Genomic DNA, 22,586 nt, shown 5'->3' on the forward strand with positions numbered 1-22,586 from the left:
GTGCGGATGGTAGCAGAGCAATCACTCAAAACAAGGGGCAAAAAGGGGCAAACCTACGATGTCGGCAACTCTTTTGCAGGGTAAGCGCCGAATAACCTTGTAGCAACGCGCAATTAATGATTATTTTATATAAGCTACGCGCAACAATTGCCTCTGGCTATCCTTAGGTTTCTAACGGTCATTACATGAAAAAAGCAGAATTCTACGCGGAATTAAAACGTGACTTGAGTGCCCTGATTGCCGGTGAAACTAATTTCATCGCCACATTAGCCAATGCCAGCGCTTTAATTTATGAGCGTCTTGATGGTTTGAATTGGGCGGGGTTTTATTTGCTCGATGGCAATCAATTGGTGTTGGGGCCTTTCCAGGGGAAAATTGCCTGTGTGCGTATTCCTGTCGGGAAAGGCGTGTGCGGAACTGCCGTGGCAGAAAATCGCGTTCAACGGGTCGGTGATGTGCATGCATTCCCCGGTCATATCGCTTGTGATGCCGCCAGCAATGCAGAAATTGTGCTGCCAATCACAGTTCAGGGAAAAGTTATCGGCGTTTTGGATATCGACAGCATTGTTTATGATCGCTTCGATAAAGACGACGAATTAGGCTTAATCTCAGTCGTGGCGGGGCTTTGCGAGCATCTTGAGCTTTGTGATAGTGCAAAATATGTCACACAGGCTGCAAGTTGATATACGGATAACGTGGCAATTGCTGATGGCGTCATTATAATGACGCCTGTTCATGCCTGCGCTGGTTGGCAAACCCGTTGTAATCAGGAAATTTCATGGAAAATCAACCTAAGTTGAACAGTAGTAAAGAAGTCATAGCCTTTTTGGCTGAGCGGTTCCCGCTTTGTTTCACCGCCGAGGGCGAAGCACGTCCACTAAAGATCGGTATTTTTCAAGATCTGGTCGAACGTGTTCAGGGGGAAGAGAATTTAAGCAAAACGCAATTGCGTTCTGCGCTGCGTCTCTACACCTCAAGCTGGCGTTATCTTTATGGGGTCAAAGTCGGTGCTGAACGTGTTGATTTGGATGGCAACCCTTGTGGTGTGCTGGAAGAACAACATGTCGAACATGCCCGCAAACAGCTGGAAGAGGCGAAAGCCCGTGTTCAAGCACAACGTGCTGAACAACAAGCTAAAAAGCGCGAAGCTGCCATTGCTGCGGGTGAAACCCCAGAGCCACGTCGCCCACGTCCGGCAGGTAAAAAACCTGCGCCGCGTCGTGAAGCGGGTGCTCCGGTGGAAAACCGCAAGCCTCGTCAGTCACCTCGCCCGCAACAGGCTAATCAAAAACAAGCTCGGCCACCTCGTCCACAGGCCGAGGAAAACCAGCCACGCCCTGTGCCGGTCACAGATATCTCTAAACTGCAAATTGGTCAAGAAATCAAAGTCAGAGCAGGCAAGAGCGCGATGGACGCAACCGTATTAGAAATCGCTAAAGATGGCGTACGGGTGCAGCTATCTTCCGGTCTGGCGATGATTGTACGCGCAGAACACTTGCAGTTCTGATACGGAGGCCAACCTAGGCATGAACAAATTTGTCAGACTAACAGCAATCGCAGGCTTGTTACTGGCGGGGGCAAGTTACGCTGCTGATACCGCAACGTATCGCATCGACCAACTTCCTCAATTACACCAGGAACCAGAGCATGCAACCGTGAGTGAGCGCGTAACATCGCGCTTCACTCGCTCTCACTATCGCCAATTTGCATTGGACGATCAGTTTTCTGCCAAAATATTTGATCGCTACCTCAACATGTTGGATTACAACCATAATGTGTTGCTGGCATCAGATGTGGCCAAGTTCGCGGATAAAAAACATTCGCTGGACGATGAGTTAAAATCCGGCCAATTAGATACGCCGTATGCATTATTCAATTTGGCGCAAAAACGCCGTTTTGAGCGTTATCAATATGCACTGTCAGTGTTGAACCGGCCCATGGATTTCACTGGTAATGACACCATTGATATTGATCGCAGCAAAGCGCCTTGGCCGACCAGCGAAGCCGAGCTGAACAAGCTCTGGGATGCAAAAGTTAAATATGATCAGCTCAATTTGAAATTAACCGGTAAAACGGACAAAGAGATCAAAGAGACGCTGACGAAGCGCTATCAGGCGGCTATCAAGCGTTTGACGCAAAGTAATAGCGAAGACGTCTTCCAGCTGATTATGAATGCGTTTGCCCACGAAATTGACCCTCATACCAATTATCTGTCCCCACGTAATACCGAGCAGTTCAATACCGAAATGAGTTTGTCACTGGAAGGTATCGGTGCCGTTCTGCAAATGGATGATGATTACACATTAATCAACTCCATGGTTCCAGGTGGCCCGGCAGCGAAAAGTAAAACTATCGCGGTGGGTGATCGGGTGATCGGCGTTGGTCAAACGGGCAAACCGATGGTGGATGTTATCGGCTGGCGTCTTGACGATGTGGTCGCGCTGATTAAAGGGCCGAAGGGCAGTAAAGTGCGGTTGGAAATTTTACCTGCCGGTAAAGGGACGAAACCTCGCACCGTAACCTTGACGCGTGAACGTATTCGTCTGGAAGACCGTGCGGTGAAAATGTCGGTGAAAACCATCGGCAAAGAACGTGTCGGTGTACTGGATATTCCGGGGTTCTATGTTGGCCTGACAGAAGATGTTAAGGCGCAATTACAGAAACTGGAAAAACAGAATGTTAGCAGCATTATCATTGACTTACGTAGCAATGGTGGTGGGGCGCTGACCGAAGCTGTCTCCTTGTCTGGTTTGTTTATCCCAAGTGGCCCAGTGGTTCAGGTGCGAGATAACAACGGTAAAGTACGCGAAGACAGTGATACCGACGGCGTGGTGTATTACAAAGGCCCGCTGGTGGTATTAGTTGACCGCTACAGCGCCTCCGCATCCGAGATTTTTGCTGCGGCAATGCAAGATTATGGCCGAGCCTTAATTGTCGGTGAGCCAACCTTCGGTAAAGGTACGGTGCAGCAGTACCGTTCGTTGAATCGTATCTACGATCAGATGTTGCGCCCTGAATGGCCGGCATTGGGTTCATTGCAATACACTATCCAGAAATTCTATCGGGTAGATGGTGGCAGTACTCAGCGTAAAGGGGTGACCCCCGATATCGTGATGCCGACCGGTGTTGATCCGGCGGAAACCGGTGAAAGTTTTGAAGATAATGCCTTGCCTTGGGACAGCATCAATGCTGCCAGTTATACCAAAGTGGGCGATTTGAAACCGCTGGAGCCTGAGTTACTCAAAACACATGCCGCCCGTATCGCCGCTGATCCTGAATTCCAGCATATTCAGCAAGATATTGAGCGTTATAAGGCCATGAAAGATAAGAAGAACATTGTCTCTCTTAATTACGCTCAGCGTGAAAAAGAGAACCATGATGATGATGCCACGCGGCTGAATCGCTTAAATGAGCGTTTCAAACGTGAAGGTAAAAAGCCACTGAAGTCATTGGAAGATTTACCTAAAGACTATCAGGAGCCAGACCCTTATCTGGATGAAACCGTGCATATTGCATTGGATTTAGCTCATAAAGAAAAAACGCAGCCGCAGGTTGAACCTCAACCGGCAGTGCCTGCTACGACAGCAACAGCCGCTAAATAATCTGCGGATGATATACATAATCCGGGTTCTTAGAGCCCGGATTTTTTTTACTTTTTTTCCATGCCACTTCAGGTGGGTTGGCGAAAAAATAGCTTAATATGTAATAAAAAGTATCCAAATTTGTAAAGTTATGTTGATTTCCTCTCTTAGAACTTAACAAGCCTTGAAAATTTATCAGATGCCCATACGATCAGCATATCTCAGTAGTTATTTGGCTAAGTCATCATGTCAATTTTGGCTTAATACGATGTCGATTTAATACTGTCGTCACTTAACAGAATAAGGAAATAAATTTTTATGATGCGTATCGCTCTATTCCTACTCACCAACCTGGCTGTCATGTTGGTGTTCGGGTTGGTGCTTAGCCTGACAGGTATTCAGTCCAGCAGTGTGCAGGGGCTGATGATTATGGCCGGTCTGTTTGGTTTCGGCGGCGCATTTGTTTCGTTGCTGATGTCCAAATGGATGGCTCTTCGTTCCGTGGGGGGGGAAGTTATTGAACAACCACGTAATGAAACTGAACGCTGGTTACTAGACACAGTTCGTCGCCAGTCTCAGCAGGCGGGCATTGCTATGCCGCAAGTGGCTATCTATCAGGCTCCAGATATAAATGCTTTCGCGACCGGTGCTCGTCGTGATGCTTCATTGGTCGCTGTCAGTACCGGTTTGTTGCAGAACATGAGCCGTGATGAAGCAGAGGCGGTTATTGCCCATGAAATTAGCCATGTGGCGAATGGTGATATGGTCACCATGACTTTGATTCAAGGCATTGTGAATACCTTCGTTATCTTCATTTCACGTTTGATTGCTCAGATTGCCGCTGGCTTCTTGTCGGGTGATCGTGATAATGAAGGGAGCAGTTCAGGTAACCCAATGGTTTATTTTGCGGTTTCAATGGTATTGGAGCTGGTGTTTGGTATCCTTGCCAGCATTATTACCATGTGGTTCTCACGTCATCGTGAATTCCATGCCGATGCGGGCTCAGCAAGATTAGTTGGGCGTGAGAAGATGATTGCTGCGTTGCAGCGCTTGAAAACCAGCTATGAACCGCAGGAAGCGGGTAGCATGATGGCTTTCTGCATTAATGGTAAATCTAAATCATTCAGCGAGCTGTTTATGTCACACCCGCCGTTGGACAAACGTATTGAAGCCTTGCGTTCCGGCGAATACCTGAAATAACCGATATTAAGATTAAATAAAAACCCCGCTATCTGGCGGGGTTTTACTCTGTACTAAACCTTCGTTAAATAGCCAACAAATTGGCTTTCACGCAGCAACGCCACCTTACCAGATGTATAGAAGATAACGGTCAATAAACCTTGTGAATAGACCTTCGCCTTGGGTTCATCTTCAATCAAAACAGCAGGTTTCCCATCGACAGTGACAATACCTAAAGAATCGCGCTTAACATCGACGCCATAACCGCTGTAATGTTGGTTCACCTTTTTGGCTGCCTGAGCGAACTGTACAGCATGAGCTGCATTCTGTAATGCCTGGGTTTCAGCCGCAGCATTGATCGTGTTGGTACGATTTTGCTCGCTAATATAGCAAGCATCCCGAGATACACCTTGCGCTTCACAGGCGGCAATTCTCTCGGCCTGCGAGCTACAACCTGCCAACAGGATGGTAATAACAGTGGTGAGTAAGATTTTGTGTCTCATTTTTGGGCTTCCCAATTGTGACTGAGTACGGCGACGGATGAGCCGACAACTTTCATAACGTCAGAAAATTGATTTATTGAGGCACCGATGAAGAGGACAGCCGCCAACAAACACGCTTGCAGGAAAATAATAATATTCAGTTTCATCTCATTACCAGCCATAAGAAGTGCCAGCACCCCAGCCAAAGTTATGCTGTGTGTCATTACTTACCGTGAGTTTAACAATAGTGTTTTGAGTGGCGTGGAAAGATGCGCCTACTGCGAGTGCATTTTCTGAGCCATAGCCTCCAATCCCTGCGCCCAGCGCGAATTGCTGAGATTCCTGTACTTGTGGGATATTTGCCATAGCCGCTACCCCAGCAATACCTGCATCTGAGCGTGATTGATTGTTATCGACTTCGGATTTCAGATTGGCAAATTCCTGGTTGCCCTGACTTGCCAAAGTGCTAATACGCGCATCTTGAGTGCTTAGGCGTTGAGTATTCTGAGATACTGCGGCGGTATTCTTTTGTACGGCAACGTCATTGTGATGGTCAGTGCCATTTAAACCCGCAGCCCCTGTAGCTCCTACAGCCCCATCTTTGCCATTTGTGCCATTTAAACCATCTTTTCCATCTATTGGCTTGGGTTCATCTTCCAGCAGTTGAATACGATCTGCATTATCATTGGCCATAATGTTGGTTTTGTCGGCTAATTCCTGAGCCTCTCTAATACTACCAACGACACTTACCCCCCATTCATGATTATAGCCAGGAACATCTTCGGGGGCGGGTAGTGCGGCATCAGCAGTAGTGCTGCATATTGAACCAAGAGCAATAATCATCGCTAAATTAGAACGCTTCATATCGTTAAGTTTTTCTCTAAAATTAAGAATCTATTTTTGATTCTATTGGACACAAAAATTGTTGCCTTTAATAAAAAATACGTGCCAAAAAGTAGATTTGCAATAAAAATATGTGACTTATTTCACGATTAACAATATGTTCACGATAAAAATTAGTTTCTATCAGAATCATTAAAATTAAGATATAGAACTCACAAATGCGATCTATAGTTATTTAAGTCGTTTCCATTTGAATTGTATGAGGATATTTTGGTTTCTATCAGCAACAGTTTGCGCTGCTCCCGTTCCGGAAGGTACAATAAGAACCATTCTTTGTTGCGGAATTGTGTTTCTATGAGTGACGGATTAAGAGAAAAACTGAAAAAACTCAGGTTAGGTAAGACTGAAAATAATGGGGTAAAACCGTTTGTTCAAGCCTACCAGTCTCTTGGTTTGCAAAAAGAAACTGAGCTGGCTGATTTAATGGCGGCTAACCGCTCGACCATCAACAAATATCTCAACGATAAAGTCTCTGTGCCTGCCTCAGCGGTGACTCTCGCCGCTTTGTTAAGATATCTTCAGATAAGAGATAAACGTCTCTATCAGGAGTGGGAAGTCATTACCAGTTACATGAAAGGCCGGGCTAAAAGAGGTGGGGATGAGACAACCCTGATCGATTTTATTAGTGACTCGGCATTACTGGAGTCTATTCTTCGCATTGCCAAAGATGAAGGGCGAATTGATGACCCTAAATGATGATAGGGCCATCAATTATTCAGGCTAACTGCGTTTTTGGCTTACCCGCAGCAAGCTGACCAGCGCCGCGATACTGGCAAAACAGCCTGCGAGTATCAGCGATGCATGTGTTCCATTGGTGGCAAACAGATTAAACATTAAAGCAACCAATGCCGCGCCTGAGGTTTGTCCTAAAAGCCGCGCAGTGCCAAGCATACCACTGGCACCGCCGCTGCGATGTTGGGGAGCCGCAGAGATAATGGTGTGGTTATTCGGGGCTTGGAATAGACCGAAACCTGCACCACACAGCACCATACGCCAGATAATATTTAAATCCGTGGGGTTGGCAGGTAATGTGGCTAACAGGAATAGCCCACTGGCAAACACGGCTAAACCTATCCCTCCCAGTAATCCTGCATGGTAGCGCTCAACTAATCGGCCAGCTATGGGGGCGACTACCATGGTGGCGAGTGGCCACGGGGTTAATAGCAACCCGGTAGCTACCTCATCACGTCCCAAGACGGTTTGTAGGAAAAAGGGCAGTGAAACCATTGCCAGCATTTGGGCGGCAAAGGAACAGACTGATGTTCCGATCGACAAAGCAAAAATAGGGATACGCAGTAAATCGACGGGCAATAATGGGAAGGGCTGGCTGAGTTGGCGGCGTACAAAGAAAAAGCCGATGACCAGCAATGCTATCACCTCGGCGGCAATCAGTGCCGGGCTTTGCTCTTGAGCAAAACCACTGATGGCGGTTATCAGTAAACCAAATGTCAGCGCATTCATAATGCTACTGGTGACATCGAAACGGTTACCGTTGCTCTTCATATTGTTGGCTGGCAAGAACTTCATACCCAGACCCCAGGCAACCAGGCCTATTGGTACGTTAATGGCAAATAGCCACTGCCAGGATGCAACTGACAATACTGCTGCTGCAATGGTTGGCCCGGCGGCGGCAGAGACTGCCACAATTAATGCATTAATGCCGATACCGCGGCCCAGCTGTGCTTTGGGATAAATAATTCGAATCAGGGCGGTATTCACACTCATCAAAGCGGCGGCACCTAACCCTTGCAGCACGCGAGCAAACGTCAGCGTCCATAAGGAATCGGACAGGGCGCAAAATAGCGATGTCACACTGAATACCAGCAAACCCGCCTGATAAACCCGGCGATAACCAATAATGTCGCCCAGTGACGCCATCGAAAGCAAAGACACGGTAATAGCCAACTGATAGGCATTGACTACCCAAATAGAAGTTGCCGGGCTGGCGTTGAGGTCACGGGCAATGGTCGGTAATGCTACGTTGGCGATAGTACCGTCCAGCACCGCTATCATAATACCTAAAGCAATAACAAATATTGCGGCATAGCGTTGCGGAACCGGCATTCCATCGCTGGCTGATGGGTTCATAGGGTTTATCTGTAAAAATAATAAGGTAGGTTAATTTTCTATGCTAACGACTATTGTGCTTGAATGCATCCTTATGACCAGGGTTATTTGTAAAAGACCATTTTTACGACAAATTAGCCCCAGACCGACAGTCATGGATGAAGGAATTCACTTTTTGGCCTGATTAACAACCTGATAATGACAGTAATTTGTTAAAATCAGTAAAAGTAGAACCACGATCACGGAAAAATGAAACATCGTTTCTATAATGTGAGATAGTATTAGCCGAACAGGTTCCCCTGCGGGCAAATTTTAATTCTCTGATGATTTTAAGGACTTTCCGGATGGCTAAAGGTAAACAAATCCCCCTGACATTTGATACTTATCAGGATGCCTCTACCGGTGCACAAGTGACACGGCTAACGCCTCCTGATGTGACTTGCCACCGTAATTATTTCTATCAAAAGTGTTTCACCCGAGATGGCAGTAAGTTGTTGTTCGGCGGCGCTTTTGATGGCCCGTGGAACTACTACTTGCTGGATCTTAACACTCAGGTGGCAACCCAACTGACAGAAGGGCGCGGCGACAATACCTTTGGTGGTTTCTTATCACCGGATGACGATGCGCTGTTCTATGTTAAAGATGGCCGCAATTTGATGCGCGTTGATCTTGCTACATTAGAAGAGAATGTGGTTTATCAGGTGCCAGAAGAGTGGGTCGGTTACGGCACTTGGGTGGCCAATTCAGATTGCACCAAGCTGGTCGGCATCGAGATTAAACGTGAAGATTGGCAGCCACTGACAGATTGGAAGAAATTCCATGAATTCTATTTCACCAAACCTTGCTGCCGCTTGATGCGTGTTGATCTTAAAACCGGCGAATCGACAGTCATTTTGCAAGAAAATCAGTGGCTCGGTCACCCAATTTACCGTCCTTACGATGACAGTACTGTCGCGTTTTGCCATGAAGGGCCACACGATCTGGTTGATGCTCGCATGTGGTTAATCAATGAAGATGGCACGAATATGCGCAAGGTGAAAACTCATGCCGAAGGCGAAAGCTGTACCCATGAATTCTGGGTGCCAGATGGTTCGGCGTTGGTGTATGTTTCTTACCTGAAAGGTAGCCCGGATCGCTTCATTTACAGTGCTGACCCAGAGACATTGGAAAATCGCCAACTTACCTCTATGCCTGCGTGTTCACATCTGATGAGCAACTATGATGGCTCGTTGATGGTGGGTGATGGTTCTGATGCGCCGGTAGATGTACAAGACAATAGTGGCTATAAGATTGAAAACGATCCTTTCCTGTATGTTTTCAATATGAAAAATGGCACTCAGCATCGCGTTGCTCGCCACGACACCTCATGGAAGGTGTTTGAAGGTGACCGCCAGGTAACACATCCACATCCATCCTTTACTCCCGATGACAAACAAATCCTCTTTACCTCTGATGTCCACGGCAAACCAGCACTATATTTAGCCACATTGCCTGAGTCAGTCTGGAAATAGTTGAATTTTGCACTAGCCTCTTTCTTGGAAAGAGGCTAATTTGCTGTCTGCAAGGCTTTTATCCGATTATTCACATTGGTTTATTGCACAGTCTCGCGACTTCCCTTTATAATAAAACCACTGTTCTATTTTTTTTAAAACATATTGTTTTATGAAACACAGAAAACTGAGTAGGGTAACCAAAAAATGGCTATTGCAGATTTAGATAAACAGCCCGACTCTGTTTCGTCGGTTCTGAAAGTTTTTGGCATCTTACAAGCATTGGGTGAAGAACGGGAAATTGGTATTACCGAACTTTCTCAACGTGTAATGATGCCTAAGAGTACAGTGTACCGCTTCCTACAGACCATGAAATCCTTGGGCTATGTTGCACAGGAAGGCGAATCAGAGAAATACTCCCTGACTCTGAAGTTATTTGAGTTAGGGGCAAAAGCATTACAAAATGTCGATTTGATCCGCAGTGCAGATATACAAATGCGTGAATTATCCAATGAAACTCGTGAAACTATTCACTTGGGCGCATTGGATGAAGACAGCATTGTTTATATCCATAAAATCGATTCTATGTATAACCTACGGATGCATTCCCGTATTGGTCGTCGTAATCCATTGCACAGTACTGCCATTGGTAAAGTGTTACTGGCATGGCGTGACCGTGGTGAAGTAGAAGAGATCTTGTCTCATATCGAATTTACCCGTAGCACTAAACATACTCTGGATAGCGCGGCAGCACTGTTGCCGGTGTTAGACCTGGTACGCGAGCAAGGCTTCGGCGAAGATGTTGAAGAACAAGAAGAAGGTTTACGTTGTATCGCTGTGCCTGTTTTCGACCGTTTCGGTGTCGTCATTGCCGGTTTAAGTATTTCATATCCGACATTACGTTTCTCTGAAGACAGCAAAAGCGATATTGTGAAATCTCTGCATCGGGCGGCGCGCAATATTTCAGAGCAGATGGGTTATCGCGATTATCCTTTCTGAGGATCTTTCTACTAGGGTAAATACTGTATAATTATTGGATATTTTTAATCAGCTGTTAATTATAACTATTTATTCCTTCCCATCCCAAACGGCTCCTCTTATCAGGAGCCGTTTTTTATTCATAGATAAGTTACTCAACAGTCATATGAATAGATTGAGGTGTTTGAGTCTTATCCGATGATATTAGTTATTATTTAAATAGACTGTTGATGGCTCATTTAGTTCTGTAGGTTCACTATAACCGTGCTTAAGCATAATTATAGGGAGAAAAGGAATGAGGAAGTTATTAAGCACTGGGTTATTGCTGCTGCTGGCGGGTTGTAGTAGCCCTCATCGTGATAATCCGCATCAATTGATCGACCGCGGTGAATATAAGGTAGATACCAGTACTCCCTCCGTGGCTAAAAATGAGCGGGTGAGATTTTTGGTGCTTCACTATACGGCAACAGATGATGCTGAATCACTGCGATTGCTGACTCAAGGGGATGTTAGCGCACATTATCTGGTAAAAACGCATCCTGAAAGTCTTGATGGCAAACCTATTGTTTTACAACTGGTTCCCGAATCACAGCGCGCATGGCATGCGGGTGTCAGTTATTGGCAGGGACGGAGTAGCCTCAATGATACCTCTATAGGTATTGAAATCGTCAATAGGGGCTTCACTGAGAGGATGTTACATAGAGAGTGGTATCCTTATAACGAATCGCAGATTGAATTGATTGAGCGGCTAACCAAGGACATTGTTGAGCGTTATAATATTGAACCAGCGAATGTTGTTGCTCATAGCGATATCGCACCGCTGAGAAAATCTGATCCTGGCCCGTTATTTCCATGGAAGCGCTTAGCAACACAGGGTATCGGAGCGTGGCCAGATGACGCGACAGTCGCCAAATATATCAATGGCCGAAATAAAAGTGATGGGGCATCTGTCTCTATAATTCAGCAAACGCTGGCGCGCTATGGTTATCAGATCCCACAAAGTGGTGAGTTGGATGATGAAACCCGACAAGTTATCAAAGCGTTTCAGATGCACTTTAGGGCGCAAGATTTCAGCGGTATACCGGACGTAGAAACGGAAGCCATTGCATTGGCATTGGTTGAAAAATATCGACCTCTTCATCCTTAAAGTCACAGGGTGTTGGCCGTATGTCGGTGATACATTCTTTAAAAACAAAAAGCCAGTCACAAACAACTGGCCTTTTACATTATCACGCTAAAGAGTGGTATTTACTGATGGGCTAGATCGCCATCATCATCACTGTTAAGAATGTCTTTATCTGTTTGTTTCATCAATTGACTGGTAATGGTGCCAGCTGTCATTGAACCGCTGACGTTCAATGCTGTACGGCCCATATCAATCAATGGCTCAACAGAGATAAGCAAAGCAACCAGAGTGACCGGTAAGCCCAGCGCAGGTAATACGATAAGTGCTGCGAAAGTCGCACCACCGCCAACACCTGCAACACCGGCTGAGCTGATGGTGACAATGCCGACCAGTGTCGCAATCCATACCGGATCTAATGGGTTAATCCCAACAGTGGGGGCCACCATTACGGCGAGCATTGCAGGATAAAGTCCCGCACAACCATTTTGGCCGATAGTCGCTCCGAAAGAGGCTGAGAAGCTGGCGATAGATTCAGGCACACCCAAACGGCGGGTTTGCGCTTCAACATTCAGCGGGATACTGGCAGCACTGGAACGGCTGGTAAAAGCAAATGTCAGCACTGGCCATACTTTACGGAAAAATTTCAATGGGTTGATGCCGGTGAAAGACAACAGCAGGCCATGTACCACAAACATAATCGCCAGGCCAAGATAAGAAGCAATAACAAAGCTACCCAGCTTGATGATGTCTTGGATATTAGAACCCGCAACCACTTTAGTCATCAATGCCAATACGCCGTAAGGGGTCAGTTTCATCACCAGACGAACGAGTTTCATCACCCAGGCTTGCAGCGTGTCGATAGCCACCAGGACGCGTTGACCTTTCTCCACATCATCTTTCAGTAATTGCAGGGAAGCTATTCCCAGGAATGTGGCAAAGATAACCACACTGATGATGGAAGTTGGGCTGGCACCGGTCAAATCGGCAAACGGATTTTTTGGGATAAAGGACAGCACTAACTGAGGAACGGTCAGGTCAGTCACTTTTCCAAGATAGTTGCTTTCGATAGCAGTCAAACGCGCTGATTCTTGTGTCCCTTGCACCAGGCCATCGGCAGTTAAGCCAAATAGATTGGTAACCAATACGCCGACCAGTGCAGCGATTAAAGTGGTGAATAGCAATGTACCAATGGTCAATACACTGATTTTACCCAGAGATGCGGCGTTATGCAGTTTGGCGACAGCGCTCAAGATAGAGGCAAATACCAGTGGCATAACAATCATTTGCAGTAATTGTACATAGCCATTACCCACGATATTAAACCAAGTGATAGACTCTTTCAGCACCGGATTGTCTGCGCCATAGACCCATTGCAGGCCCAGGCCAAAGAGTACGCCCAGCCCCAGACCCACCAAGACTTTCTTGGACAGGCTCCATTGTTTATGCCGGGTTTGTGCCAATAGTAATAGCAGTGCTACGAATAACAGCACATTAATCACAAGCGGTAGGTTCATCCCCAAATCTCCAAATTATTATTTTAAATACTGACTGCATATTCTATTTCTATTTTTGTCCAGAATAGAGTCAGGCACAGTCAACTGTGCAATTAGTCACGTATGGTAGCAGTTCCCAAGAAGGCTCACTTATATCCAAAAAGAATGCTATATAAGTTTTTGCAATGATTCGTATGGAATATATACAATTTGGCGATTGTTTACCCATTAAAGTGTGATCACAATCGAAAATTTTTCAATTGCTCCATATAGGATAGCAAGGGGATCGTAGTATCAGTGTGCCAATAGACGGAAAAACAAACTAATAGAACACATAATACACGTTCTAATTGATTCCCTTTTTGCGGACGTAATAGTGGAATAGTAAAACGCCAACGGCATGGCCATAAAAGTGGAACTCCCGCAGGTGTAATCATATCGGCTAACAGATGACTGAAATAGCCAACAATCATCGCGTGGAATGCATCTGCGGGAATTATCCAATCGCGAGAGATATCCATTTGAAATAGTGCGATACCGCCAATGACGGCCAACAGACTATGAGTGAATCCGCGATGACCAAATGCCCGAGCAATCGGTGTTGATATCCATTTTAGTCGCTGACCAAGGATTGATTTGGGGTGATCGATATCTGGCAGCAAGGAAGTTAACAGGGCGCCGGGTATAATATGCCACCAATCGCCATTTGCCAGTTCGGGTGTAAGACCGACTTTTTTGGCAAAAATAACGCAGGCGACAGAAAAAATAAGGTGTCCTTCCCCTGTCATACTTGAATTCCGAATCTGTAGCTGTTGATTTATCCAGTATATGAGATTTTTAATGTCATGAATAGCCGTTACGCTGTAACTAAATGTCTCATGTTAGGCAAATTAAGAACGGATAATTCAACCTAAGGTTTTGTAATGCAAAAATTGAACCTATGGCTGGAATAGCGACATGATGCGTTGTGGGCATTTGGGCGATAATCATAGGTAAAAACGGTTAGATAAAAAAAGGGGAAAAGCGACCGGGAGTCAGCTTTTCCCCAAAGTAATACGGGTATGGGCATAATTAACAAATAATGATGAGGGTACTAATAACTACAAGTTCACGAACGACAACACATCTATTACAAGGTCAGAATTTAGAAGCTGTACTGCACACCTACACGGTAACGAGTTTGACGCTCATCAGTGGTTTTGCTGCCAGCAACGTTGCCGATGGCAACATATGGCTTCCAGTTTTTATCCCATTTGTAAGCGACTTTCAGGTCATGACTCCACTCTTCTTTCTCTTTATTGGCCAGAATTTCGTCTTCGGATTTCTTGTAGTTCAATTCATATTCTGCTGAATAGTTTTTCAAGAAGTTGTAGGCAAACAGCATGGTGAACTCGTGGCCTTTCTCTGTTGCTTTAGTCTGAGCAGGCTGGTTACGTTTGTAATATGGGCGATAACGCAGTGATGTTGAGAAGTCATCAGTAAAGGACACTTTACCGCGCAGGTAAGGGCGGTAGTTATTAGAATCAGAAGAAGACTCTAATGAGAAACCAGGCTCCAGTTGGAATGTTTTATTAAACTGATAAACATAGCTGGCAACCACTTCGGTGCCATTACTCACTTGTTCATTAAATGGTTTATTCGGTGTGGTATCGGAGCTGTGCTGGCCCCATTTGCCTTCCAAAGACAGACCAAAACCATTAGCAAAACGGTTGGAAATCAGTAAACGATCTTTATGATCAGATTTACTTGTATCTTTCATTTCATGCCGGTAGTCAATTGTTGTTGCAACAGAACTAAAGCTGATTACGGATGCCACTGCCAGAGTCAGTAATTTAAATTTCATTTTTATATAATCCCAGGGTTATGGTTATTTAAATCAAAAGTCATTAACAATTCTATAAAAAATCAACATACGACTGGAAAACAATTTCACGAACAAAGAAACAATGTTTCATTTATTGTGAATGCATATTCTATTTATATTATTAAATATTTATGTGATCCAGATCTGTGTTGATGATTATTTTTTTAAACAGATATTAAATTGTGATGTCGGTCTAATTGATTATTATTTTTATGGTTATAAAACAAAAGAACCCCGCCAAATTAATGGCAGGGTTTAATATAGACTTAAGGTAAATTAATTTAATTTATTAACGCATAGCGCGTTTCAGAATACGATCACCTTGTTTGTTAAAGTATTCTGCAGTTTCTTGTACGGTCTTCTGGCCATAATCGATATATTGAATTGCATCACCGAACAGTGAAACAATTTGCGGGTCATCAAAGTATGGTGAAGTGGTCATTTTATGTGGCAATTCCAACGCCATATTTAAACCAGCAACAGAAGGATCTTCATCTTTAATGACACCACTGGCACGCAATTGTGTTACCGCCGTAGCACTCAATGGTACGCCACGTTCCAGACCTAATGCTTCAACCCCTTCTTTACTATTAAGTAAGAAGTTAATTAACATCGCACTTTCTTGTGGATGCTTGGTTGATTTACCAATTGACAGCATTTGCGCTGGTTTAAAGAACAAACCGGCATCTTTTGCTCCTGGTAACATTGGGTATGGGCCAAGTACCAATTTAGCTGGCTTGGTCAGGTTATCGGAATACTTGGTTATGGTGGAGTTCCACATATAAGTACCCGCCCACTCACCATTAATCCACGGCTTCATTTCATACATATTGCTCTTGCCGAATGAAGCATAGTATTTGGTGGATGGCATAACATGGCTATCTACCATGGTTTTATACATGGTAAAGAATTCAACCCACTGCTCAGGCGAATAAGCAAATTTCTTATTAGCTTCATCAATAGTAGGAATGTTGTATTTCTGTGTCATATAAGAGCGGATTAACGCTAAAGTATCCTGATGCTCTAATACCACTGGATAATATTGATCACCCAGTTTTTCTTTAAATACTTTACCGGCAGCCAGTAATTCATCCCATGTTTTTGGATATTCTAAGCCAGCTTTAGACCAGGTCGCATCGTTGAAATAGAAGATACGGGCTGTTACTGAAATTGGAATACCATTCAACTTGCCATTAACAGTGGTTTGTTGCAGTTCTTTAGGGTCGAATTGTGCTAAATCTAATTGCTCTTTTACATTAAACAAATTATAGAAGCCAGTGCCGTCTTTAGAGAAAATAGGCAACCAGTTCCAGTTAGTTTGCATAACGTCAGGTTCAGTACCACCGGCAATCTGAGTTGTCAGGCGAGATAAGTGACCATCCCAACCGGTGTATTCTGCTTTAACATTAATATTCGGATGCTGTTTATGGAATTCTTCTAAGGCTTTCAACGTTACCTGGTGACGACCATTCCCGCCCCACCATGACATACGTAAATTAACTTCATCCTGTGCTGCAAAGGCTTGATGTGATAATAGTGCCAGAGTGGATGCTATCAGCGTGTGTAGGATCGCTTTTTTCATTGGGTACTGCTCCTGTTAAAGAGAGATATTTTTTTCTGTTTTTGCATCAAAGATATGGCATTTATCCATATCAAACTGGAAGTACACGGTGCGATGCAGACCATTTTCGATAATAGGTCGTGCTTCGTCAGACGGCAGACGACAGGTCAGCTCAAAGTCATCAACTTTGATATACATAAAGAATTCGTGACCCATGTTTTCCACACGAACCAATTCACCTTGTGAGTGATTATCAGTAAATGGATTCATAGACATACTGACGAACTCAGGACGTACACCAAAGAACACTTTTTCCCCGGCGTGGGCAGCGACTTTGGCTTGCTGTCTTTCATTCAATACCAGGGTGTATTGACCGACTGTCAGGCCAACTTTCCCATCTTTTTCTACCAGCGTGCTCGGTTTGATATTCATTTCCGGCGCGCCGATAAAACCGGCAACAAACATATTGGTAGGGTAGTGATAGAGATTGTCTGGGGTATCGACTTGCATAATATGACCCAGTTTCATCACACAGATTCGGTCACCCATGGTCATTGCTTCAGTCTGGTCGTGGGTAACGTAAACTGTGGTTGCTGCTTTACCGCTTTTCTTCAACTGCTTATGTAAATCGGAGATACGGATACGCATGGAGGCGCGCAGTTTGGCATCCAGGTTTGATAACGGCTCGTCGAACAAAAACACATCGGGCTTTTTAACAATGGCGCGACCAACAGCCACACGCTGTGCCTGACCACCAGACAACTGACGCGGCAAGCGGTCAAGCAGGTCTTCAAGTTCCAAAATTTTAGCTGCTTCAGCAACTTGTGTTTCAATTTGGTCTTTTGGCAATTTGCTCAACTTCAAGCCGAAAGCCAGGTTCTCTTTCACGGTCATGTGCGGATACAGCGCATAGTTCTGGAACACCATGGCAATACCACGTGATTTTGGTGCCAGATTATTGACCACTCGATCACCAATGCGCACTTCACCATCACTGATAGTTTCCAGCCCAGCCAACATACGCAGGGTAGTGGATTTAGCACAGCCAGATGGGCCAACAATCACCATAAATTCGCCATCATGGATCTTCAGATCAATGCCATGAACTGCGCGGAAACCGTTGGAGTAAACTTTGCCTAATTTGTTGAAAATGACTTCAGCCATGATAAATCCTCTATTAACCTTTAATTCCGCTGCTGGTTACGCCTTGCACGAAGTAGCGTTGAGCCAGGAAGAAAACAATGATGGACGGCAGAATGGAGATGCTCGCCATTGCCAGAATTTCGTTCCAAGGTGCGCCTTCGGTCACGTCAATTGACATCTTAAGAGCCAGCGCTATCGGGTACTTATCTACGCTGTAGACGTAAATCAGTGGGCCGATAAAGTCGTTCATTGACCACATGAACTGGAACAATGCCACGGAGATAATGGCCGGCTTCAAGATTGGCACTACCACGTACCACAACACCTGGAAGGAGTTACATCCGTCGATTTGTGCTGCTTCTTCCATATCGCGAGGAACACCGCGCAGGAACTGAATAAGCATGAAGACGAAGAATCCTTGTGTAGCGAACGCCAATGGCAGATACAGCGGCATGTAGCTATTCAGCATGCCCATTTCACGGAACATAATGTATTGAGGAATCAATAACACGGTACTTGGCAGCAACATGGTGGTGATCAATGTTGCGAACCAGAATTTCTTCCATGGAATTTCAAAGCGCGCAAAGCCATACGCCACGATAGTGGAAGAAATAATGGTCAGGATGACTTTCGGGATAACAAACTTAAAGGTGTTAAGCATGTAGTGACCGAAATTATATTCCGTACCGGTTTTCCAACCATTAACGAAACCATCCCGTGTTGGGTGTTCTGGCCATAATCCTAATGTGGTGAAAATTTCATTATTAGGTTTAAAGGCCGCTGAGAACATCCACAACAGTGGGTAGAGCATCATCAGTCCGACAATAATCAAAATAACGTAGCGGAAAATGGCACTGACTTTTGCTTTACGTAATGTGCGGCTAATTTCCGCATCAGCAATATCCTGCGCCAGATCTAATTTCTTCTGGTGGGAGTTTTGTACGTCAGTCATTTTTTCCTCCTTTATCGGCGGAGTAGAAGACCCAATATTTAGATGATTTAAATGCAATTGAGGCAAAGAGAGCGACTACCAGGAATAATATCCAGGCCAGTGCTGCACCATATCCCATATCAAAGTATTTAAACGCGGTGTCATATATATAGAGCGAGAATAAGTAGGTGTAATGGGTTGGCCCACCACCGGTTATGACATAAGGCGCGGTAAATTCCTGGAATGCCTGTGTGGTTTGCATAATAAAGTTGAAGAAAATAACCGGCGTAATTAACGGCACGGTAACTTTCATAAACATTTGCCATTTAGAGGCACCATCTATCATGGCTGCTTCATATTGTGACTGCGGTACGTTCTGCAATGCGGCCAGGAAGATAACCATGGCGGAACCGAATTGCCAAACACGTAATAAGGTCACTGATGTCAGCGCCAGTGCTGGCTCTCCCAGCCAGTTGACCGGGTCAAACCCGAGCACACCGATAAAGCCATTAAGTAGACCATCAATGGCAAATAGTGCGCGCCATAACACCGCAATAGCTACGCTGCTGCCGAGAATTGATGGAATATAGAATGCGGTACGGAAGAAGCCAATACCACGTAATTTAAAGTTCAGTACAAAAGCGATCCCCAGAGCAAATGCTAATTTTAATGGAATAGTCAGAAACACATAAGCGAAAGTGACGCCCATGGATTTCCAGAATAAATCATCTTCCAGGAACATATGACGATAATTCTCGATCCCGTTATAAACGGGAGGGTTCATTAAGTCATACTCAGTAAAACTGAGAAAGAAAGATGATACAAAGGGGAAAGCCGTGAATATTATCAACCCTATTATATAAGGTGATATATAGGCTAACCCCAGCATTCTGTTTTCATTCATAATGCTTACCTATTTTTAATAACATGAAAGATAAATAAAACTACTGATTCAAAAGCGTCGGATAAATAAAATCGATGTCATACAGGGTGCGGCTCTCTCCGTTCACCCGATAATCTCCATGGATGTAACCACCATTGGTAATAAATTGAGGTATTGCTGCCAACTTATTCTGTTTCGCGGCAATCAAGGTTAATAAAGCTAATGCAATCGGATTGTCGATACGGAAATAACGGTGTTCCGCTGATTCGACAAACAGGCCGCGATGGTAATGTTGTTGAAATAAGTCATTCCCTATTTGCCAGGCCAAGGTAAATAATTGGCTACATTGGCAGTGCTCAGCCAGTTCAACTAAAGCCAGTAGCAGATAAGGGGAGGCAGCTGGTTTTTTGCCGTCCATCAGTGTTGCACGACGTTGTTGTTTGTTTAATTCAGCTAACTGCCAGCGGTGCAGTAAGACCGCAATCAAATCCAGTAGCTCGTCATCTTCACTGGCTCGCCAGGCTCGAACCAGTGGTAGCAGATAATCTACTTCTAATGGGAATGGCGAGATAACCTTACCCTTAGCGCCATAATAGCCATCACGCTGTAAGACATAGCCGCTCATATCCTGTCCATCGTTCCATAACGGGCGCAATGTATTACTCTCGACGTCATAGGCGAAACGATAGTAATTTTTTAACCCGTCAATCACCCATTGCAGAACTTCTGCATCCGGCTGTTGGCGCAAGATATCCAGCATTGCTAATGGGTTATCAATCAGTAATGGCCGCATATCACGGAACAAAACATTGGCTTCACGGGCAATTTCACCAAACTCTGGGCCGAACTGGCGCTTGGCACGGTCGCCATACCAGGATTGGGTTTGGTTATCATCTTCCGGTATCGGCCGGCGCTGTTGTGGCGAACTGAATTGATAAACCGGCAGTCCTGTTTCAGGATTGCGGGCCAAGACGTATTGACGGTATAAATGTTTGCCCCAGGCAGCCGCTGCGATGTCGCCGGTATACTCAGCATATTTATATGCAGCGTAAATGAGATCAGTACCTGCGTTAACAAAGGTCAGGCCTTTAGTTTCGGGTAGCTGTGGCCAGACTTGCGGATTCACCACGTCATGACGTGCATGGGTGAAAACATGTGGGTCACGTTGCTTGTCATAACTACCATGGCGACCCAGGTCCAGTGTTTGCCAGTCTTCGACGTGGGCATGCCAAAATCCTTGCAGGAAATTAAGTGTTTTTTCCCGATCGACATTGAGCAGCAAGTCGTAATAGGGCAGATGATGTTTCAGCTCATGCACTTGTGCTTTCGACTCTGGGCCTTCAGTTTTTAACGTGTCCAGATTCAAGAAGCGGTGACCACCCCAATAAAACAGCCCGCTTTGCTCATGAACACCGTGTTGCATGAAATAGCTGCTTTGTACCCGCGCTTGTTGATGATATTGCGGGTCTTGCGTCACCAGACTGAGCGCATCTAGTGTCCGTAGCCAGTTTTGTTGACTGGCAAAGTTAGATATCGGAACATTACGGCCATCCGGGAATTGCCAGACCACAGGTTGGTGAGTCAGGACATCAAAACCATCGGCCATCAGCGGGGTTGGATTCTGATTGCTATGGCTTACAGACTGGACTAAATCAACATAGCTTCGGATAGCACTGAGCCAGTTAATCATCACTGCGTCGCTGCCTTTAATGTTGCCGACAAAATCCATTACCGTAACCCCATCATAGAAATGTTAGGTCGGAACCGGTTTACAGTTCCTTATAAATAGAAACATCGTTTCAATCTATTATATTTGTATTTACTGGCGAGTCATTGGGCGAATGACAAAAGTGTGATCGGAGTCGGAACGTTGTTTTGAATTTTTTATTTTTGCAGTTTTGGCAAGATTTTTGGTAAAGATCTGTTTGTTAACCATTTGATAAATAAGTAATAAAAAAGGCACAACTGATGTTGTGCCTCAATAGAGTTTTGAGCTGGAATATGGCGAATAACCGCAGGAAATAATCCTTAACTCAAATTAGTGATATTTATTGGTTTAGCGAGCCAACCAACCGCCATCAACAGCGATAGTGTAACCACTGATATAGTCAGATGCTTTGGAAGCCAGGAAGACAACAGGGCCTTTCAGGTCATCAGGCAAGCCCCAACGGCCAGCCGGGATGCGATCAAGAATCTCTTTGCTACGCTCTTCATCTTTACGCAGTTGTTGAGTGTTGTTGGTTGCCATGTAACCTGGTGCTACTGCGTTCACATTGATGCCGTGTTTAGCCCATTCGTTTGCTAACAGACGGGTAACACCCATCACTGCACTTTTCGAGGCTGTATAAGAAGGAACACGGATACCGCCTTGGTAAGACAGCATTGAAGCCACGTTGATGATTTTGCCGCCAGTACCTTGCTTGATAAATTGCTTAGCAACCGCTTGAGACATGAAGAACACAGTTTTGATGTTTACGTTCATCACATCATCCCAGTCCTTTTCGCTGAAGTTGATCGCATCTTCGCGGCGGATAATGCCAGCGTTATTGACCAGGATATCGATTTGACCAAATTCAGCGATGGCGCGTTCTAACAGGGCAGGGATACCATCAATTTTGCTCAAATCAGCCGTCAGGCTTAAGAAGCGGCGACCTAAGGCCGTCACTTTTTCGATAGTCTCTTTTGGCTCAACAATATTCACACCAACGATATCGCAACCCGCTTCGGCTAAACCAATCGCCATGCCTTGGCCCAAACCTGTATCACAGCCGGTAACCAGAGCAATTTTACCCTTTAACTCAAAGGAATCTAAGATCATAGCTAACATCTCTCTCAAGGCGGCCAAAGAGTACCGCGATTATAATATTAGGGAGAAAACCGCCCAAAGGACGGCTTTGGTAGGGTG

General features: G+C 45.1%; 21 protein-coding genes. 8 read left to right on the top strand and 13 right to left on the bottom strand.

The genetic code is table 11. From position 1 onward, the window contains the following. Nucleotides 1–185 precede the first annotated feature (185 nt). The 4 genes from FTB31_RS16940 (at nucleotide 186) to htpX (ending at nucleotide 4,781) form a co-directional block, all read left to right on the top strand. Nucleotides 186–683 (top strand): GAF domain-containing protein, encoded by a 498-nt coding sequence (locus FTB31_RS16940; RefSeq protein ID WP_005164942.1) that lies wholly within the window; start codon nucleotides 186–188, stop codon nucleotides 681–683. 95 nt (nucleotides 684–778) lie between these two features. Continuing rightward, the gene (gene proQ, locus FTB31_RS16945; RefSeq protein ID WP_050077545.1) at nucleotides 779–1,507 is read left to right on the top strand and encodes an RNA chaperone ProQ; all 729 of its coding nucleotides are present in this window, start codon (nucleotides 779–781) and stop codon (nucleotides 1,505–1,507) included. A gap of 19 nt (nucleotides 1,508–1,526) precedes the next feature. Further along, nucleotides 1,527–3,602 (top strand): carboxy terminal-processing peptidase, encoded by a 2,076-nt coding sequence (gene prc, locus FTB31_RS16950; RefSeq protein ID WP_077174626.1) that lies wholly within the window; start codon nucleotides 1,527–1,529, stop codon nucleotides 3,600–3,602. A gap of 297 nt (nucleotides 3,603–3,899) precedes the next feature. Beyond that, nucleotides 3,900–4,781: a protease HtpX gene (gene htpX / locus FTB31_RS16955; RefSeq protein ID WP_050077547.1), complete on the top strand. Its 882-nt coding sequence runs from the start codon at nucleotides 3,900–3,902 to the stop codon at nucleotides 4,779–4,781. A gap of 53 nt (nucleotides 4,782–4,834) precedes the next feature. On the opposite strand, the gene FTB31_RS16960 is transcribed toward htpX, so the two are convergent. Genes FTB31_RS16960 through FTB31_RS16970 form a run of 3 tightly spaced genes read right to left on the bottom strand, consistent with a single transcriptional unit; the run spans nucleotide 4,835 to nucleotide 6,106 of the window. Next, on the bottom strand, nucleotides 4,835–5,263 hold the full coding sequence (locus FTB31_RS16960; RefSeq protein ID WP_050077548.1) for a hypothetical protein: 429 nt from the start codon (nucleotides 5,261–5,263) through the stop codon (nucleotides 4,835–4,837). Further along, nucleotides 5,260–5,424, bottom strand: coding sequence for a hypothetical protein (locus tag FTB31_RS16965; RefSeq protein ID WP_077174627.1), 165 nt, complete (start codon nucleotides 5,422–5,424; stop codon nucleotides 5,260–5,262). Before FTB31_RS16965 ends, FTB31_RS16960 begins: the two co-directional genes overlap by 4 nt. Continuing rightward, nucleotides 5,414–6,106, bottom strand: a complete 693-nt coding sequence (locus FTB31_RS16970; protein WP_050077550.1) for a YadA C-terminal domain-containing protein — start codon at nucleotides 6,104–6,106, stop codon at nucleotides 5,414–5,416. The genes FTB31_RS16965 and FTB31_RS16970 overlap by 11 nt, the downstream gene beginning before the upstream one ends. Before the next feature lie 333 nt (nucleotides 6,107–6,439). Between FTB31_RS16970 and FTB31_RS16975 the strand changes: the two genes are divergently transcribed. After that, nucleotides 6,440–6,841: a hypothetical protein gene (locus FTB31_RS16975; protein WP_046051002.1), complete on the top strand. Its 402-nt coding sequence runs from the start codon at nucleotides 6,440–6,442 to the stop codon at nucleotides 6,839–6,841. A 24-nt stretch (nucleotides 6,842–6,865) separates the two neighbouring features. Here FTB31_RS16975 and FTB31_RS16980 read toward each other — a convergent pair whose 3' ends face one another. After that, complete coding sequence (locus FTB31_RS16980; protein WP_227731640.1) at nucleotides 6,866–8,233, bottom strand: MFS transporter; 1,368 nt, start codon at nucleotides 8,231–8,233, stop codon at nucleotides 6,866–6,868. A gap of 323 nt (nucleotides 8,234–8,556) precedes the next feature. Here FTB31_RS16980 and ogl point away from each other — a divergent pair, with 323 nt between their 5' ends. From ogl to FTB31_RS16995, 3 genes are all read left to right on the top strand, one after another. Beyond that, nucleotides 8,557–9,723: an oligogalacturonate lyase gene (ogl, locus tag FTB31_RS16985; RefSeq protein ID WP_050077552.1), complete on the top strand. Its 1,167-nt coding sequence runs from the start codon at nucleotides 8,557–8,559 to the stop codon at nucleotides 9,721–9,723. A gap of 186 nt (nucleotides 9,724–9,909) precedes the next feature. Next, nucleotides 9,910–10,701, top strand: a complete 792-nt coding sequence (kdgR, locus tag FTB31_RS16990; protein WP_050077553.1) for a DNA-binding transcriptional regulator KdgR — start codon at nucleotides 9,910–9,912, stop codon at nucleotides 10,699–10,701. A 274-nt stretch (nucleotides 10,702–10,975) separates the two neighbouring features. Beyond that, nucleotides 10,976–11,827, top strand: coding sequence for an N-acetylmuramoyl-L-alanine amidase (locus tag FTB31_RS16995; RefSeq protein WP_227726141.1), 852 nt, complete (start codon nucleotides 10,976–10,978; stop codon nucleotides 11,825–11,827). A gap of 101 nt (nucleotides 11,828–11,928) precedes the next feature. Here the strand turns inward: FTB31_RS16995 and FTB31_RS17000 are convergent, their stop codons facing one another. The 9 genes from FTB31_RS17000 to kduD form a co-directional block, all read right to left on the bottom strand. Further along, complete coding sequence (locus FTB31_RS17000; protein WP_050077555.1) at nucleotides 11,929–13,320, bottom strand: L-cystine transporter; 1,392 nt, start codon at nucleotides 13,318–13,320, stop codon at nucleotides 11,929–11,931. Between the two features lie 218 nt (nucleotides 13,321–13,538). Then, nucleotides 13,539–14,087 carry a metal-dependent hydrolase gene (locus FTB31_RS17005; RefSeq protein WP_050077556.1) on the bottom strand — a complete coding sequence of 183 codons (549 nt, stop codon included), beginning with the start codon at nucleotides 14,085–14,087 and terminating at the stop codon, nucleotides 13,539–13,541. A 356-nt stretch (nucleotides 14,088–14,443) separates the two neighbouring features. Continuing rightward, nucleotides 14,444–15,142, bottom strand: coding sequence for an oligogalacturonate-specific porin KdgM family protein (locus FTB31_RS17010; RefSeq protein ID WP_005161701.1), 699 nt, complete (start codon nucleotides 15,140–15,142; stop codon nucleotides 14,444–14,446). Between the two features lie 310 nt (nucleotides 15,143–15,452). Then, complete coding sequence (locus tag FTB31_RS17015) at nucleotides 15,453–16,745, bottom strand: ABC transporter substrate-binding protein (protein ID WP_050077557.1); 1,293 nt, start codon at nucleotides 16,743–16,745, stop codon at nucleotides 15,453–15,455. 15 nt (nucleotides 16,746–16,760) lie between these two features. After that, entirely contained in the window at nucleotides 16,761–17,888 is a 1,128-nt protein-coding gene (locus tag FTB31_RS17020) for an ABC transporter ATP-binding protein (protein ID WP_019079275.1), read from the bottom strand. A gap of 13 nt (nucleotides 17,889–17,901) precedes the next feature. Next, the gene (locus FTB31_RS17025; protein WP_005161693.1) at nucleotides 17,902–18,819 is read right to left on the bottom strand and encodes a carbohydrate ABC transporter permease; all 918 of its coding nucleotides are present in this window, start codon (nucleotides 18,817–18,819) and stop codon (nucleotides 17,902–17,904) included. Beyond that, the gene (locus FTB31_RS17030) at nucleotides 18,812–19,702 is read right to left on the bottom strand and encodes a carbohydrate ABC transporter permease (RefSeq protein WP_005161668.1); all 891 of its coding nucleotides are present in this window, start codon (nucleotides 19,700–19,702) and stop codon (nucleotides 18,812–18,814) included. Before FTB31_RS17030 ends, FTB31_RS17025 begins: the two co-directional genes overlap by 8 nt. Nucleotides 19,703–19,742: 40 nt before the next feature. Then, nucleotides 19,743–21,410 (bottom strand): pectate lyase, encoded by a 1,668-nt coding sequence (locus tag FTB31_RS17035; RefSeq protein ID WP_077174630.1) that lies wholly within the window; start codon nucleotides 21,408–21,410, stop codon nucleotides 19,743–19,745. Nucleotides 21,411–21,737: 327 nt separating this feature from the next. Further along, nucleotides 21,738–22,499 (bottom strand): 2-dehydro-3-deoxy-D-gluconate 5-dehydrogenase KduD, encoded by a 762-nt coding sequence (gene kduD, locus FTB31_RS17040; protein ID WP_005161658.1) that lies wholly within the window; start codon nucleotides 22,497–22,499, stop codon nucleotides 21,738–21,740. Nucleotides 22,500–22,586: the final 87 nt, after the last annotated feature.

This window comes from Yersinia proxima (genome assembly GCF_902170785.1).
Taxonomy (GTDB): Bacteria; Pseudomonadota; Gammaproteobacteria; order Enterobacterales; family Enterobacteriaceae; genus Yersinia; species Yersinia proxima.

Coding starts and splice junctions, on each gene's coding strand:
- FTB31_RS16940 (WP_005164942.1), top strand. CDS start 186: ATGAAAAAAGCAGAATTCTACGCGGAATTAAAACGTGACTTGAGTGCC.
- proQ (WP_050077545.1), top strand. CDS start 779: ATGGAAAATCAACCTAAGTTGAACAGTAGTAAAGAAGTCATAGCCTTT.
- prc (WP_077174626.1), top strand. CDS start 1,527: ATGAACAAATTTGTCAGACTAACAGCAATCGCAGGCTTGTTACTGGCG.
- htpX (WP_050077547.1), top strand. CDS start 3,900: ATGATGCGTATCGCTCTATTCCTACTCACCAACCTGGCTGTCATGTTG.
- FTB31_RS16960 (WP_050077548.1), bottom strand. CDS start 5,263: ATGAGACACAAAATCTTACTCACCACTGTTATTACCATCCTGTTGGCA.
- FTB31_RS16965 (WP_077174627.1), bottom strand. CDS start 5,424: ATGGCTGGTAATGAGATGAAACTGAATATTATTATTTTCCTGCAAGCG.
- FTB31_RS16970 (WP_050077550.1), bottom strand. CDS start 6,106: ATGAAGCGTTCTAATTTAGCGATGATTATTGCTCTTGGTTCAATATGC.
- FTB31_RS16975 (WP_046051002.1), top strand. CDS start 6,440: ATGAGTGACGGATTAAGAGAAAAACTGAAAAAACTCAGGTTAGGTAAG.
- FTB31_RS16980 (WP_227731640.1), bottom strand. CDS start 8,233: ATGAACCCATCAGCCAGCGATGGAATGCCGGTTCCGCAACGCTATGCC.
- ogl (WP_050077552.1), top strand. CDS start 8,557: ATGGCTAAAGGTAAACAAATCCCCCTGACATTTGATACTTATCAGGAT.
- kdgR (WP_050077553.1), top strand. CDS start 9,910: ATGGCTATTGCAGATTTAGATAAACAGCCCGACTCTGTTTCGTCGGTT.
- FTB31_RS16995 (WP_227726141.1), top strand. CDS start 10,976: ATGAGGAAGTTATTAAGCACTGGGTTATTGCTGCTGCTGGCGGGTTGT.
- FTB31_RS17000 (WP_050077555.1), bottom strand. CDS start 13,320: ATGAACCTACCGCTTGTGATTAATGTGCTGTTATTCGTAGCACTGCTA.
- FTB31_RS17005 (WP_050077556.1), bottom strand. CDS start 14,087: ATGACAGGGGAAGGACACCTTATTTTTTCTGTCGCCTGCGTTATTTTT.
- FTB31_RS17010 (WP_005161701.1), bottom strand. CDS start 15,142: ATGAAATTTAAATTACTGACTCTGGCAGTGGCATCCGTAATCAGCTTT.
- FTB31_RS17015 (WP_050077557.1), bottom strand. CDS start 16,745: ATGAAAAAAGCGATCCTACACACGCTGATAGCATCCACTCTGGCACTA.
- FTB31_RS17020 (WP_019079275.1), bottom strand. CDS start 17,888: ATGGCTGAAGTCATTTTCAACAAATTAGGCAAAGTTTACTCCAACGGT.
- FTB31_RS17025 (WP_005161693.1), bottom strand. CDS start 18,819: ATGACTGACGTACAAAACTCCCACCAGAAGAAATTAGATCTGGCGCAG.
- FTB31_RS17030 (WP_005161668.1), bottom strand. CDS start 19,702: ATGAATGAAAACAGAATGCTGGGGTTAGCCTATATATCACCTTATATA.
- FTB31_RS17035 (WP_077174630.1), bottom strand. CDS start 21,410: ATGGATTTTGTCGGCAACATTAAAGGCAGCGACGCAGTGATGATTAAC.
- kduD (WP_005161658.1), bottom strand. CDS start 22,499: ATGATCTTAGATTCCTTTGAGTTAAAGGGTAAAATTGCTCTGGTTACC.